At 44.5% G+C, this 14,064-nt stretch carries 12 protein-coding genes; 4 read left to right on the forward strand and 8 right to left on the reverse strand.

Annotated features, from left to right (window positions below):
* Positions 1–1,978: 1,978 nt before the first annotated feature.
* The 3 genes from QUB61_RS20060 to QUB61_RS20070 all read right to left on the reverse strand — a co-directional run bounded on the left by QUB61_RS20060 (position 1,979) and on the right by QUB61_RS20070 (position 4,621).
* Positions 1,979–3,088: a class I SAM-dependent methyltransferase gene (locus QUB61_RS20060; protein WP_333131346.1), complete on the reverse strand. Its 1,110-nt coding sequence runs from the start codon at positions 3,086–3,088 to the stop codon at positions 1,979–1,981.
* Positions 3,081–3,773 carry a phosphoribosylglycinamide formyltransferase gene (purN, locus tag QUB61_RS20065; RefSeq protein WP_333131348.1) on the reverse strand — a complete coding sequence of 231 codons (693 nt, stop codon included), beginning with the start codon at positions 3,771–3,773 and terminating at the stop codon, positions 3,081–3,083. The genes QUB61_RS20060 and purN overlap by 8 nt, the downstream gene beginning before the upstream one ends.
* A 272-nt stretch (positions 3,774–4,045) precedes the next feature.
* Positions 4,046–4,621 carry a GNAT family protein gene (locus QUB61_RS20070; protein WP_333131350.1) on the reverse strand — a complete coding sequence of 192 codons (576 nt, stop codon included), beginning with the start codon at positions 4,619–4,621 and terminating at the stop codon, positions 4,046–4,048.
* Positions 4,622–4,680: 59 nt separating this feature from the next.
* Here QUB61_RS20070 and QUB61_RS20075 point away from each other — a divergent pair, with 59 nt between their 5' ends.
* On the forward strand, positions 4,681–5,571 hold the full coding sequence (locus QUB61_RS20075; protein ID WP_333131352.1) for a sugar ABC transporter permease: 891 nt from the start codon (positions 4,681–4,683) through the stop codon (positions 5,569–5,571).
* Positions 5,572–5,881: 310 nt separating this feature from the next.
* Here the strand turns inward: QUB61_RS20075 and QUB61_RS20080 are convergent, their stop codons facing one another.
* Positions 5,882–6,475, reverse strand: coding sequence for a DJ-1/PfpI family protein (locus tag QUB61_RS20080; protein ID WP_333131356.1), 594 nt, complete (start codon positions 6,473–6,475; stop codon positions 5,882–5,884).
* 78 nt (positions 6,476–6,553) lie between these two features.
* Here QUB61_RS20080 and QUB61_RS20085 point away from each other — a divergent pair, with 78 nt between their 5' ends.
* Positions 6,554–6,919: a hypothetical protein gene (locus tag QUB61_RS20085; RefSeq protein ID WP_333131358.1), complete on the forward strand. Its 366-nt coding sequence runs from the start codon at positions 6,554–6,556 to the stop codon at positions 6,917–6,919.
* A gap of 254 nt (positions 6,920–7,173) precedes the next feature.
* Here QUB61_RS20085 and QUB61_RS20090 read toward each other — a convergent pair whose 3' ends face one another.
* Complete coding sequence (locus tag QUB61_RS20090) at positions 7,174–7,320, reverse strand: photosystem I protein PsaX (protein ID WP_333131360.1); 147 nt, start codon at positions 7,318–7,320, stop codon at positions 7,174–7,176.
* Positions 7,321–7,446: 126 nt separating this feature from the next.
* Positions 7,447–8,403 carry a lipoyl synthase gene (lipA, locus tag QUB61_RS20095; protein ID WP_333131424.1) on the reverse strand — a complete coding sequence of 319 codons (957 nt, stop codon included), beginning with the start codon at positions 8,401–8,403 and terminating at the stop codon, positions 7,447–7,449.
* A 195-nt stretch (positions 8,404–8,598) separates the two neighbouring features.
* Between lipA and QUB61_RS20100 the strand changes: the two genes are divergently transcribed.
* Both QUB61_RS20100 and QUB61_RS20105 read left to right on the forward strand, forming a co-directional pair.
* Positions 8,599–9,147 carry a response regulator gene (locus QUB61_RS20100; protein ID WP_333131362.1) on the forward strand — a complete coding sequence of 183 codons (549 nt, stop codon included), beginning with the start codon at positions 8,599–8,601 and terminating at the stop codon, positions 9,145–9,147.
* 301 nt (positions 9,148–9,448) lie between these two features.
* Positions 9,449–10,540, forward strand: a complete 1,092-nt coding sequence (locus tag QUB61_RS20105) for a PfkB family carbohydrate kinase (protein WP_333131364.1) — start codon at positions 9,449–9,451, stop codon at positions 10,538–10,540.
* Positions 10,541–10,757: 217 nt separating this feature from the next.
* On the opposite strand, the gene QUB61_RS20110 is transcribed toward QUB61_RS20105, so the two are convergent.
* Positions 10,758–11,744, reverse strand: a complete 987-nt coding sequence (locus QUB61_RS20110; RefSeq protein ID WP_333131366.1) for a pentapeptide repeat-containing protein — start codon at positions 11,742–11,744, stop codon at positions 10,758–10,760.
* A gap of 308 nt (positions 11,745–12,052) precedes the next feature.
* Positions 12,053–13,789 (reverse strand): CapA family protein, encoded by a 1,737-nt coding sequence (locus QUB61_RS20115; protein ID WP_445300263.1) that lies wholly within the window; start codon positions 13,787–13,789, stop codon positions 12,053–12,055.
* Positions 13,790–14,064 lie beyond the last annotated feature (275 nt).

Here is a 14,064-nt window from a genome sequence, read left to right on the forward strand (position 1 = left end):
GATGGGCGTCCCGCCCGTCCAAAAAGGACGGGAGGGACGCCCATCCCACAAACTTGTGGAAGTTATTTAATTCTCATTCCTAAATAATAAAGCATTTTTGATTTTACCATTAGCTTGAACCTCAGAGATACAAGCTAAACTAACTGGGCCATTTAAACAACAACTCCCGACCACCAATGTATAAAGTGAAATTCTCGGTTTTATTACTTTAACCAAATTAAGACGACTCAAATCATGGCAGTCAACCTTGCCATCATATTTGCCAGGAGTTCCCAGTTTCTTTTATTCACCTGTATAAAGATAACGTAGGTTAGCATCAACTCTTAATTTTCCCATTAAATCTCAATTTAAATCCCGCACATTCTACCAAAACTTATAACGGTAATAATAGCCATCAGCCACCAAATAACGCACAGAATCTGGAAAGAAAAAACGAGTATTTTTTTAAGGTTGAGCCTAGCCGTCAACTGTTGTTATATCAGGGTTTGAGATTTCAGACACCTGTTTTTTGCTCGGTTTTTTTACTCGGTATCTTTTGGCAACTATTTGGGGGTTTGTCGATATTTCTGTTTGAGGACGTGAAGGAGTTTTTGGGAAACTTAAACTAGAGGATAAACGAGTCTCCACTTCGACAAGATAAATCACGGAAATTTCCAACCCCTGTTGAGGTTTGGCAGCTATGCTATTATAAAAATAAGCTTTTCCTTCAGTTGTTTTGCCGCTTCAAAAGAAAAAAACAACAATCAATGACCGCAATAACTGTTCGGTCCGGATTCAACGCAAGTTCCGTGAAAATACTGATGAAATTGTGGAAAGTTAAAGCATGAGCGAAAGTGACGACGATAGGTTTTTTCACTCAAACAACTATAACGACTGAGATTCGTAAAGTTAACCTGGCCATAGATGAGCAAAATAGTTGAAAATAAAACTACTAAAAACTTTTTTGGGGGTTGACTAATCCCTGGCATCTATTGTAAGATTGATTCAATAAGATTCATGAGGCAATCTGTTAAGCTTGTGTGTGTGTTTTTAGCTTAACCTAAAAGAGTGCCTTTTTTTCTGTATTTTTTTAGCTCTGATTTCACTCACTTTTTTCGCTTCTGTGCTTTGTGGTGTTAGCGAAGCTGCCGAAGGCATCGCATCCCTATCTAAAAACTGTCCGGAGTATGGATATTCTGAAAATAATGGTAAAACAAGCTGTAGATTTGTAGTTTGTTCCTCGAAGTTGCTGCTGCCCAATTTGGGCAACAATTACCAGTATAACGGAATTGCTCTTCGCTCCCAGATTAAGCTAGTCATCAAGAGATTAATACACCCCCATTGACCTAGGAGCGATTGCGATCGATCGGCTTTGACCAACACGGCAATAAGTGGTCAACCAATAAGTAATTAATGGGAACCAAATTAATTCCCTCGCTCTGGTGAGGTAAATCTAAAAATCTTTGTAATTTACGTCGCCGACTTTCGGCTGTAATTAGACAGGGAAAAGAGGAGGGAAAGCCGTTCTAATCTCACTTGTTTTTCTGATTGCATCAAGGATACTTGGTTGTCATCACCAAAAACTGAGATGGCGTCAGGTATTTTTGTCCTTGAGTCTGGTAGAATCTTAGTATTATTATTTTTTTGGATAGGCAAGCGTGTAACAATTCTGCTGACTGTCTTTTTTTACCACAAGTTGGCTCAATCCTTACTAAATATGGGTTTGGGGCCGGTTGTCACCCCCCAGGGTGATGCAAGGGTTTTGAGGCATTATATCGCTATTTTTTTTGGTACTCCGCCACCTTTTTTCGGTCAGAAAACCCAATTAGCGTCTCCTTTTTCGCTTTATTCAGCAAGCCGTATATAAAATCCTGACCTTTAACAAAATTCGAGATAATACAGCAGATTCTAGCCGATTTCCCAGACAAAAGTATCCTCGCCCAAACCTCGGACAAATTTCGACAATTTTTACCTAAAACTTGAGCTAAAACAATAAACTCTACAAGCGTTTAACAAGTATCCACCGCAACTCTAACGGCGGTGTTTGTTGCACGGGAAATAAATCGCGCCCGCTGGCCCAACTGAGAAACCAAGGTGTCGGCGGCCACGCAGAGTCAGGCAAATGTTTTTGTTCGTATTCAATCACAGATTCATCAGAAATAATTTCTAAGGGCAAACCCTCTATTGCTGCTTGCAATTCTTGTCTGGTAATCAGATAAGACCAAGACAATTCAGACATTTGTTTTGCCATCTCGTCGGGTTCGTACCCATCTACAGCTAAGAAAGCACTGAATAAGATAAACCCGCCGCTTAAAACGGCATCGGACATTTTGCCGAGGAACAGGCGGACTTGTTCGGGGTAGCGGAAATGAGAGAGCACTTCAGTAGCAATGGCTAATTTGTACCGATAAGTTTTCATCCTCAATAAGGGATCTAAAACGTCGCCTTGGGTGACATTTATCCGCAAGTTTTCGGCGGTGGCTGCGGATGATAGTTTCTCGGCAAATATCGGTGTTAGTTCGATCGCATCCACGGCATGACCTAACCTTGCTAAGGGCAAACTATTGCGCCCTGGGCCCGCACCGACATCTAAAATAGGTGCTTTTGGGGGTTCGCCTAATTCGGCGGCAATTGCGATGACTTTGGCATCGGGATGGCTGCCGAATAAAGGTTCGGGGCGAATATCCGGCCAGCTATGATATTTCTGGGCGATCGATTCGACTTGAATCTTGGTATTCAGAGTAATGCCACCGACTAAACCGGTTTGGGAATTGGCGGGAAGGTATGAGACTATTAGATTAGCGTGGGGAGAATTTTTGAATCCTTCTGCTAAGGCGTTGGCAATTAAGGTTCGCAAGTTTTCGGTTTGGGCAGGGTCGAGGTTTTGCCCGAGAAGTTTTAAGAAGTCTGAGAGGAATTGAAGATAATCGTCTAGCATTGATGGCAAGCAAGGCAGATAGAATTCTCCCTTGATGCCGATGCTCTTTTTGAGCCTTTCTTTGAGAATTAATTTCAGGCGATTGGAGTCTGTCAGCGGCGGGCCTGTTTCGGGTGAGTCGCTGACGGGCAATTTGGGGACAGATGCGGCACTCGTAAGGTTTTTAGTCACAATATTTTTGATTAGATTCGGCAATAAGGGCGATCGCACCCAGCATAATCTTGTGCTCTTGTACTTGAATTCGAGCGTGCAGCGTTTCTGCGGTATCCTCAGGCAATACCGGCACTGCAGCCTGCATTAAAATCGGCCCGCTGTCTACTTCTAAACGGGCGATATGCACCGTACATCCGGTGATTTTAACCTTGGCGGCCAGCGCTTGCTCGACGGCGCGAATTCCTGGGAAACTCGGCAGTAAGCTGGGGTGAATGTTAATAACGCGATCGGGAAAAGCATCAAGCAAAACTTTGGTAACAATTCGCATCCAACCCGCCATCACTACCCATTCTACATCATATTCTTGAAATTTTTTGACAATTTTTGTATCTAATTCTTCGCGGCTTTTGCAGTCGCGGTGATTGAGCAGAATCGAGGGAATGCCGTATTTTTCGGCTCGGGATGCCGCTTTGGCTTCGGGGTTGTTGTAAATTAATAATGGGATTTGAGCGTCGAGTTGTTGGTTTTGGATGGCTCGGGCAATCACCTCGAAGTTGCTGCCGCTTCCTGATGCTAAAATCCCTAATTTTAACGGAGGATGACCCGGAGCGCTCCTCTTCGAGGGCAACGCTTCCGAACTTTTGCCAATCTCAGGAGAAATCAGGCTGGCATTGGAATTAACAGATACTGGATTAGCGGTCATTCGATTTTAGATTTTAGATTTTAGATTTTGGATTGACCCCACGGATAAATTCGGGGGCTTGAGGATTTTAGATTTGAGATTTTGGATTGATTCCACGGATAAATCACGTGGCTTGTACCATCAAGAAATTCTTGGTCATAAATATAATAAAATCTATTCACTCGTATTATACAATAAAAGTAAAGGGTAAGGCGTGCTGCCGCGCACTCTAAATGGAGATATTGCGTAACTCCTAAGTATATATTTTTTTTTTCTGACTTACTGATTCACTCTTATTCTACAATATTATCAAAAAACTCTTCCCTGAGAATAGAATAAATTTTTAGATCCCAATATCTGCCTTTCACAAATAGATGCTGTCGCAATATCCCTTCCAATTGCATCCCCACTTTTTCCATCACCCGAGCCGAAGCAATATTGTTAACCTCACAGCGAGCCATAATTCGATTCAGCAACATCTCCCGAAAGCCGAATTCAATAACTGCATTGACCGCCTCGCTCATGTATCCTTCGCCCCAATATCTTCGAGAAAGTGCGTAGCCAATTTCCGCGCGGCTGTGCGTCATGCTCCATTCCACAAATCCGCAAGTGCCGATAAATTTTTTCTCGGCTTTGTGGACGATTCCCCAATCTACAAGCTCTCGTCTTTTGTACATTTTTGTAAGTGACTGGAGAAAGTATTTAGTGTCTTCTATCGAGGTGTGAGTTGACCACATTGTGTATTCTGATACTTCGGGGTTTGAGGCATACTCAAACATATCGCTGGCATCGTTTAAAGTAATTTTTCGGAGCAGCAGCCTTTCAGTTTCTATAGTGGGTAAATGGGCTAATATATCGAGAAGATTCATTTTGACATTGACCTATATTGTGATACCATTTAAAACTAAAAGCTAAAATTTACAAGCCAATGGTTCGGATAAAATTTGGGCGTTTTAACTGGTTAGATAATGATTCGATCGCAGCTTGGACTTTTCTGGCCCCAGCTTTGCTGTTTCTGGGTACTTTTTTGATTTTGCCGATCGCCTATTTATTTTACCTCAGCTTTACCAGCGGCAGCTTTACCCAGTCGGGAGTGCGTTGGATTGGCTTGAACAACTACTGGCGTCTAGTCACAAACCCGGATTTCTGGCAAATTATCCAAAACACGATCTATTTTACTACTGCTACAGTCATTCCCAGTTTAGTGATTCCTTTGGGCTTAGCAGTTTTGCTAAATCGCTCGTTTGCTTGGCGAGGAGCTCTCCGCACGGCTTATTTTATTCCTTCGATTACCTCTTTAGTTGCAGTTGGCTTGGGTTGGCGGTGGTTGTTTCAAACCGAAGGCCCGGTGAATAATGCGCTAATGGATCTCGGTTTAAATCCAATTCCTTGGCTGAGTAGCACAGTTTGGGCAATGCCAGTGATAATTCTGCTCAGTGTTTGGAAACAATTAGGGTTTAATATGGTAGTATTTTTAGCAGGATTGCAAGCAATTCCGGTAAATCGTTACGAAGCGGCCCAATTGGATGGAGCTAATGCTTGGCAGCAATTTTTGTACATCACTTTACCCGGTTTGCGACCGACTTTAGTATTTGCTACTGTCACTACTGCTATTTTTACCCTGCGGAGTTTCGAGCAAGTTTACGTCATCACTGGCGGCGGCCCTTTAAACTCTACTAATTTGCTAGTTTATTATATTTACGAGCAAGCTTTTTCGCAATTTGATTTTGGCTATGCAGCCGCAGCCGCAACTTTCCTGATGGCTTTAGCTTTGATATTAGTCTATTTACAACTAAAAGTTTGGGGCGAAGATGCTTGATATCACGTCCGGTAGCATCCTTCGTGTATGGTTCCTGTATGGGCGGGGCGGGTTTACGAGATTGTTTGTTTGAGGCAATTATGGTGGGTAAAACCCGCCCCTACGCGCACATTATACAATTAACCATGCCCATTGCCCAATTACCAATTCCCAATTTTATATTCCATATAGCTTTAGCTTTGATATTAGTCTATTTACAACTAAAAGTATGGGCGGGGCCGGTTTGCGGGATTGTTTGTTTGAGGCAATTATGGTGGGTAAAACCCGCCCCTACGCGCACATTATACAATTAACCATGCCCAGGGCCCAATTACCAATTCCCAATTTTATATTCCATGTGTTCTGCTGTTTGTTCAGCTTGTGCTGTTCCCAAAAGCTTGCCGACAACGTGCAAAGACATATCAATTCCCGCAGCAATTCCCCCAGAGGTGATGATTTTGCCGTTATCTACAAATCGCTGATTTTCGATAATAGTTGTGTTGGGAGCTAATTCTCTCAATAACTCCAAGGCTCGATGGTGTGTAGTTGCTGCCAAACCTTCCAACAAGTCAGCTTTTGCCAAAAGCAGCGAACCCGTACAGACAGAAAGCACTAATTCTGCTGTTCGCGCAGAATCTTTTATCCAATTAATAACTGCTGAATTATCGATTAACTTTCTCGTACCTTGTCCTCCCGGTACAATTAAAATATCCGGTGGCGGACAATCGGAAATGGTGCAGTGGGGATTTACGCTCAAACCGTTGCGGGCGCTGACAGCACCGGGATGTTCGGCTACGGTAGAGACTGCAAAAGGTCGATCGCCCTTACTTAATTCTGATGTCACCGAAAACACTTCAAAAGGACCTGCAAAGTCCAGTACCTCGACATCGTCGAACATTAAAATAGCTACGTTCCTAGTTGCCATAAGACATACTTCTGATAGAGGCCAAAAATCTCGGCGATTTGTTATGGTAGAACTGGTATAATTTAAATTATTAAAGCTATGCCGAAAAATATTCGCCATCGCGCCCTAAAAATCTGTCTTTTGTGTCTGGCTTGCGCCTTAGCAATTGCTGTAGCGCCCATTTTTACGCCCGCTCAATCCACAACTCAATTAGAGTTTCGCATTACTCAATTAGAAAGTCAAATTTCTGAACTCAGAGGACAAATCTACAGCTTGCAGAATCAAGCTTCTAGAGTTAACCGGCCTCAGTCTCCGAACCGTCCGAGCTCTGGCCGCACAAATCCTAGAATGCTGTCGGGAGACCCGATGTTTGACAATTTAGCAACTTTGGCAATTGAAACTAAGCAAGATGTTATCAAAATTCAAGAGCGGTTGTCAAAGCTAGAATCGTCTAGAAATCGTTAGAGAAGTCATCAGTCATTAGTCATCAGTCATTAGTCATTAGTCCTTAGTCATTGGTCATTAGCCATTAGTCATTAGTCAGAAGGAAGAGGTTCAAGGGAAGAGGGAAGAAGTCAGTAGTCATTAGTTAGAAGGATGAAGTCATATTCTCGCTAACTCAAAACTCAAAACTCTCCCCCTCTCCTTCTCTCCCACTCTCCCACTCTCCGACGTTGAGGGCGAGAACAGCAGGGCCTGCTAAAAGTTAAGTTGCAGAACTATTCAATGATATGGAAATAATAGGCTGCAACCAAAAAATTGATAGCTAACAGGAACAGAAACCAGCCTGCGCGAAAGGTGTAAGGGAATTTGCCCGTTTTCATCACGGAGTCGGATTTTAATTGGTTCTTCGCTATCTCTGCCATAGGTAAAGCTCCTAATTGATAATGTCTCTGTATTTACAAATAGCAGAGAGCGTCGCACTTATGCACAATCCTCTAGAGTTATTTTTTGTAACAAGGAGTTTATACCGAGTTGAATTCAGATTAATTTCAATCGCTCTCTCCGGCGTGGTAGGAACTGCGGACGAGAGGCCCCGATCGCACGCGCTCAAACCCCATCTCCCGGGCGATCGACCCGAAACGGTCAAATTCGGTAGGCGTCCAGTATTTACGCACTGGGAGGTGTTCTAGAGATGGTCTCATGTATTGACCGAGGGTGAGTCGATCGCACTTGGCATCCCGCAAATCGGCCATCGCTTCGACTATCTCGGCTTCGGTTTCCCCGTGTCCCAACATCAAACCGGATTTTGTGGGAATAGTTGGGTCATATTGCTTGACAATACGGAGAACGTCGATCGAGCGATCGTACTTGGCCCCCCTGCGCACCGGCCCTTGCAACCGGCGCACCGTCTCAATATTGTGGTTGTAACAAGCCGGTTTAGCCTCCACCACCGTGCGAATCCGCTCTCGCTGCAACTCATCGAGGCCGGAATTCTCCCCCTCTGAACTCCTCCCCATTCCCCCCCAAAAATCCGGCGTCAGTACCTCAACTTCAGTATCCGGGTTAAGAAGGCGGATTTGGGCGATCGTCCTTGCAAACCAACCCGCACCCCCATCCGGCAAATCATCCCTCGCCACCGAAGTCAGCACCGCATACCGCAAACCCAACAACTGCACGGCCTCGGCTACCTTTTGCGGTTCCTCCGGGTCTAGGGGCATCGGAGAATGACCTTTATCTACTTGACAAAAAGCACAAGCCCGGGTGCAAGTCGGCCCCATCAACAAAAAAGTCGCCGTTTTTTGCGCGTAGCACTCGCCCCGGTTGGGACATCTGCCCTCCTCGCAAATCGTGTGAATTTGTCGCTGTTTAATAATTTTTTGCACTTGGGAAAGTTCGCTAGCTTTGCCGACAGGCCTGCGCAACCACTCCGGCATCGCCTCGATTTCACCCCGCATTTGGGCAGCAACTGCTTTGACAGTAAGAGTTTTAGGAGTTTGGGGCGACATAAAATTAAGTGGCAATTGAGTTAATTTCTTAGATCGTATCCGAAATCAAAGTCCCTGAACTTGTAGGAGTATAACCCCAAATCAGAATTGCGCCTCCAGTTGGGCAAAACTAAAATCGCCCAGAATTCTGGGTAGAATTCTCTTAGGGATATACTGAAGGTTGCGAATCATCACTCATTACTGAAGGAGTCAGTCGTGGCTGGTCAAAAAATCTTAGTAATCGATGACAGTAAAGTCATCCGAGTCCGAGTCCGAGAGATGTTGCCTCAGGGTAACTTTGAAGTTCTAGAAGCAAAAGACGGCGAAGAGGGACTCAAACTGATCCGTCAAGCCCGTCCGAATCTAATTATGTTAGATTTCCTACTGCCCAAAGTCAGCGGTTGGGAAGTGTATCAAAAAGTGCAAGCCCATCCGGAGCTTTCTAAGATACCTTTGGTGATCATGTCGGGCCGCGAAGAAGAGGTGATGGAGAAAATTCCGAAACCCTTCGAGAAGCATTTTTTTGCATTCATCGCCAAACCCTTTGAGAAAAAGCAGCTAACCGAGGCGATCAAATCGGCGATGGTACTGGCGAAAAAGAAACCAGTGCCCGAAGCCCCAGCCGCCGCTGCACCCAGTTCCGGAGCGGGGGCCGCCGACATTCAGGCGATGACTCAGAAAATGGCGAAAATGCAAGCGGAAATAGATGCACTCAAAAAACAAATGACTCAGGTGATTACGATCATCAAGCAGAAATTGAAATAATTCTGCTGTTTGTTGAAGGCACTTATGTAGAAAGCACTTATGTAGAAGAAAACTTCCACACCGTGAAACTTTCTATTGAGTCTCAATGGGTTCCCTTGTATCCGCATTTTTTTGCGAAATTGTTTGAGCGAGTGCGATCGCCAACAGCCTGCAACTGGTTTCTCAAAATCCCCGCGAGCAAATTAATTAAAAGTTAAAAATCAAACAAGGGAGGAAATTAATTATTAATTTATATTAGGATTTTTAATTCCCGCTCGTTCCACGCTCAATTATCAACTCCTCAGTCTCATTTTTTTGGTTAATGACTAACGACTATTCCGATTTTTTGCCTCAACTGCGTGCCTCAACTGAGCAATTATTGAAAAGATTAGACTGCTTCGATCGAGCGCAGGTATTAGCGATCGGAGATTTGACCTTGGACGAGTTTCTTACCGGACAAGTAGAGCGAATTTCCCGCGAAGCACCTGTGTTGATTTTGCGCTACGAAAATACTCGGCAACTACCCGGAGGTGGCGCAAATGCTGTCTACAATTTAGCCAAACTGGGAGGCAAAGTAAAAGTTGCTGGTTTGGTGGGAAAAGACGACCAGGGAAAGGCTTTGTGCAGTATTTTTGAGGCGGCGGGAATTGATACGGCGGGCATTTTAATCGATTCGCAGCGTCCAACTGTCACCAAAACTCGAATTTCCGGGCACGCGCGGCAGTCGGTGACTCAGCAAATTGTCCGAGTCGATCGCAAATCGGACGAGTTGCCGGATTTAGATTTGCAATTGCAATTGTCAGACTACATCCGGCAGCAAATACCGACAGTAGATGCCGTGGTTTGTTCCGACTACGGCGACGGAGTTTTGACGAATTTGGCGATCGAATCGGCAGTGGTTCCCGGCAAAACAATTGTAGACGCTCAAACAAATTTGCAGCGATATTCCGGAGCGCTGCTGTTTACTCCAAACTTGCCAGAAGCCGAGCAAGCCGTCGGATATGCTATCAAAAGCCCTCAAACTTTAATGCAAGCAGGACGCGATTTGTTGAACTTAACTCAAGCTCAAAAAATCCTGATTACTCGCGGTGAAGAAGGGATGAGTTTGTTTGAAAGGGTGAACGGCGAAGAAATCAAAAATTCACCTTCTCCAACATCCACTTGTGAAAACGGGGAATTTGCTATTCAAAGTTGGGACATTCCCCCTTTTAACAAGACTGATGTATTCGACGTAACCGGTGCTGGAGATACAGTCGTAGCAGCAATGACTTTAGCTTTGTGCGTCGGTGCATCCGGTTGGGAAGCTGCTGTTTTGGGCAATTTGGCAGCTAGTATTGTCGTGCGTCAATTCGGTACGGCAACGACGACTGCGGAGGAAATGAAAGAAGCTTTGAAAACCATGGTTTATGAGTAGTTAATCAATAATAGATAATCGATTTTAGAAAATCGATTATCTATTAACTCCACAGGCGGTTTTACAACTGTAATCTGGTATATAGCGGTTCTCAAGCGTGGTGAGGTATGGGGGCAAGTCCTATGCCCATGCCCACGGAGGCCTATGCCCACGGAGGCCTATGCCCACGGAGGCCTATGCCCGCGAGAGCACCTCATGTTACGCTCGAAAGGCTATATCATTTATCACAGCCTTCTTCAGTTTTTGTCCCATCTGGCATTGTCACACGACATAATTTATTTTTACGCATTTCGGCACCACTAATATCAGCACCCATTAAGTTGGCTCCACTCATATTGATATCTACCAACCGAGCTGATTTCAAGATAGCATTTGTTAAATTAGCATCAACCAGTTTTGACTTCACCAGATCCGCATTACTGAGGTTAGCGTTGCTTAAATTAGCTCTTTGCAAGTTTGCCTCCCTCAGAGAAGCCTTCATCAAATTTGCTCCCATTAATTGAGCCATCACCAAATAAGCATCGTTCAAATTAGCGTCAGTTAACTTGGCATTATTCAAATTAGCTCTAAAGAAAATAGCACGATACAAATTAGTATTGCTGAGATTAGCATCGCTCAAATTAGCGCTGCTGACGTTAGAATAGATAGTGTAAATTGTCCTCCCACTCTCAGCAGTATCAGGGCTTAAATCAGCATAGTTGAGGTCGGCACCTGCGAGATTCGCACCTTGAAGCCATACTCCCTTAAGATTAGCATTACTCAAGTTAGCTTTTTTGAGGTTAGCATAACCAAGTTTAGTTCGATTTCTTTGATTGCACTCCAAAACAGCTCCAGATAAATTGGCATTCTCCAAGTTAGCGCCAGTCATATCGTTGCCTTTGAGATTAGTATTAGTCAAGTCAGAACCGCTAAAGTTAATCCCCTGCATATTCGAGTCTCCTAAGTCGGCTGATTTGACGTTAGCGCTGCTAAGGTTAGCGTCTACGAGATAAGCTTTGTACAAATATACACCTTCCAAATTTGCTCCTTCCAAATTTGCTCCCTTCAGACTCGCGCCCTTTAATCGAGCATTACTTAAATCACAACCTTTGCATTCTTTGGTTTGTAACAATTGCTTGACGTGTTCGGGATTAGCAGCGCGAGCCTGAGTAGCAAAAGCTATGGAAATCAGAAGCAGAGCGGTAGATCCTGACAGCCGTTTCATAAATTTATAGCCAGAAGGGAGTGGTTATAAGCTGTTGTGCATCTAATTTGACAGTCAATTTTTCTACAATTATTGTGGGACGCGCAGGAGAGCCCGTCTCTGTATTCAATTTAGATGCTCCGCAGCTTACCTTATAGAGTAACTCCCAGTTAAATATAGTAAAGTTAATATTTGTATATCTATCTCATTAATAAAATCTGCAAGGAAACTTATTTAAGAGAAAAAACAATCAAATATTGTGTGGTGCGTCGCCATGAGATTGTCTATCTTCTGTACATATTTTTGATGGCGACGCACCCTACTCAGTATTACTTACTCTTTTTCAAAATTTGTCCCTTGTCATCAATCGTCAAACCGCTATTGGGAAAATCGCTCTTTGTCAAACGGCCAATCAACCCCACAGTCCTAAATTTGTTATCAACAGCCGGAACACCTCGCCCGTCAAGTTGGACGGGGATAATCTTACCCGAAACAAAATCCCCTTGCGGAGTCATTTTCACATCCAAAATCAAAGATTGACCGAGTGTTCCTGCTGTGGACAAAGTGCGATAACCCAAAAAATTGCCCAGCGAATAAGCAACCAATTTCCCTTTATAAAGTTCCATAGCTCTGGGAACGTGCGGGCCATGTCCCAAAATCAAATCTGCTCCCGCATCAATCATCGTCCGCGAAAATAAAACCATATTTCCCCGGTTTTCTCCGTAAAAGAATTCGTTTTTATTTCTCACATTCAGAGCTCCCGTTCCTTCAGCTCCAGCATGAACTGATATCACTACAATATCCGCGTTTTGCTTCGCTTTTTTGATAACTTCTGCTCCCGCTTTCAATTCCAGCAAGGAATTGTGAACTTCGCCGTAGTTGCTGAAACCGATAAAGGCAAAATTCACGCCCTTGACATTTTGATAAACAATTTGATTTTTTTTGCCAACAGCCTTCATGCCGTTGCTGTCGATGTTTTTAATCGTGTCCTTAAATCCCTGCTCGTTAAAATCGTAAGAGTGATTGTTGGCAACACTCAAAATATCAAAACCAACATCTTTGAAGATTTTGGCATAACTCGGAGGCGTCCGAAAGGCAAACAGCATTCGTCCGCCGCCTGCTTTGGAACTGTAAGGATAATCGGTCATCGTGCTTTCAAAATTGCCAAACAGAATATCAGCTCCTTTGAGGTACGGTTTTACCGACTCTAATAAAAGCTCTTTTTTTGCAGGGAGTTTGTTGTAGGGATAATTCGTGCCCGGGATCATGTCGCCAACAGCTTTGATGCTGACAGTTGCGGGCACAGTGGCAGGTTTGTTTGCAGCTGCAGAGGGCGATTTGGGAGCTGGAAGGGGTTTGGCTGCGGGTGCAGGTGGGGGGGTCGATCTCACTTTTTGTACCGCAGGCTTTGACGTTAGAGGGTTATTAGTAGCGGTGCTTGAGGATTTGTAAAGTTGAGAGGCCAGAACCAAGCCGAATATCGGCACGAGAATCAGACTCAGAACACGGATTGACAGCCGAGTTTTTTTAGTTTTAGTACCTGCTAACTCTGGCTGCGGTGATGGCTTTTGCTGCCGTTGGTTTGTGGGTTTGGGAGTTGGGATTTGAGGGGGTTTGGGCTGGGATTTTTCTGGTATTTGAGTGTAGGCAGTTGTGACATTTTGAGTTGTTTCTAGCTTTGGCAAAGTCACAGGAATTGGGGAAGCGGGTAGACTCGCGGCAACGGCTGCACTCGGGGAAATTTCTGCACTCACGGGTGCGGGAGTCTGGCGTTTTTTTAATTCTACCGTCTGAGTCCAAGCCGGCAATTGCTGCCCACCCCGCCGTCCGTAAACTGTCAGCGAGTAAATGTTATTTGGTTGCAGCCGCTGCAACCCTTTGACGGCGACTCGGAGACAGGCTTCTTCTGCGGGCAATTGTTCTGCTTCCAGCAGCAGGTGCAGGCTGTCATTTTCCCGGCTGGCTTTAGCCGTGACGCCGAAGCTTTCGAGTGCTTGGCCGATCAGAAATGCGATCGCCCGGGCATCGCCTTCTTTTGCTAAATTTAAAATATCTTGTTGGCTCACCAATGCCTCTACTCTCACACTAGAAATTCAGCTCGATCTTATATCAAATTTGGCGGCACAGGATTAAATACCGATTAATTTAACTTAAGTAAGTGGGTACAAATAAACAAAACGTGGCGAGAGGGGGCGCGCCTGAAACAGTCTGCTCGCTCTCACTATAGGTCCTAACTAAACCCGCCCCCAGTTCGACAAGATAGTAGGATTTTTCGCGCTTGCTTGCTGAATACAATATTTCCTAACGGTTATCTTAGCCGATCGCCCACACACTCCTATCC

Source organism: Microcoleus sp. C2D2, assembly GCF_036702495.1.
Lineage (GTDB): Bacteria > Cyanobacteriota > Cyanobacteriia > Cyanobacteriales > Microcoleaceae > Microcoleus.

Excerpts from the sequence above, each read along its gene's own strand:
- purN (WP_333131348.1), bottom strand. The coding sequence starts at position 3,773 with ATGACCGCTAATCCAGTATCTGTTAATTCCAATGCCAGCCTGATTTCT.
- QUB61_RS20070 (WP_333131350.1), bottom strand. The coding sequence starts at position 4,621 with ATGAATCTTCTCGATATATTAGCCCATTTACCCACTATAGAAACTGAA.
- QUB61_RS20075 (WP_333131352.1), top strand. The coding sequence starts at position 4,681 with ATGGTTCGGATAAAATTTGGGCGTTTTAACTGGTTAGATAATGATTCG.
- QUB61_RS20080 (WP_333131356.1), bottom strand. The coding sequence starts at position 6,475 with ATGGCAACTAGGAACGTAGCTATTTTAATGTTCGACGATGTCGAGGTA.
- QUB61_RS20085 (WP_333131358.1), top strand. The coding sequence starts at position 6,554 with ATGCCGAAAAATATTCGCCATCGCGCCCTAAAAATCTGTCTTTTGTGT.
- QUB61_RS20090 (WP_333131360.1), bottom strand. The coding sequence starts at position 7,320 with ATGGCAGAGATAGCGAAGAACCAATTAAAATCCGACTCCGTGATGAAA.
- lipA (WP_333131424.1), bottom strand. The coding sequence starts at position 8,403 with ATGTCGCCCCAAACTCCTAAAACTCTTACTGTCAAAGCAGTTGCTGCC.
- QUB61_RS20105 (WP_333131364.1), top strand. The coding sequence starts at position 9,449 with ATGACTAACGACTATTCCGATTTTTTGCCTCAACTGCGTGCCTCAACT.
- QUB61_RS20110 (WP_333131366.1), bottom strand. The coding sequence starts at position 11,744 with ATGAAACGGCTGTCAGGATCTACCGCTCTGCTTCTGATTTCCATAGCT.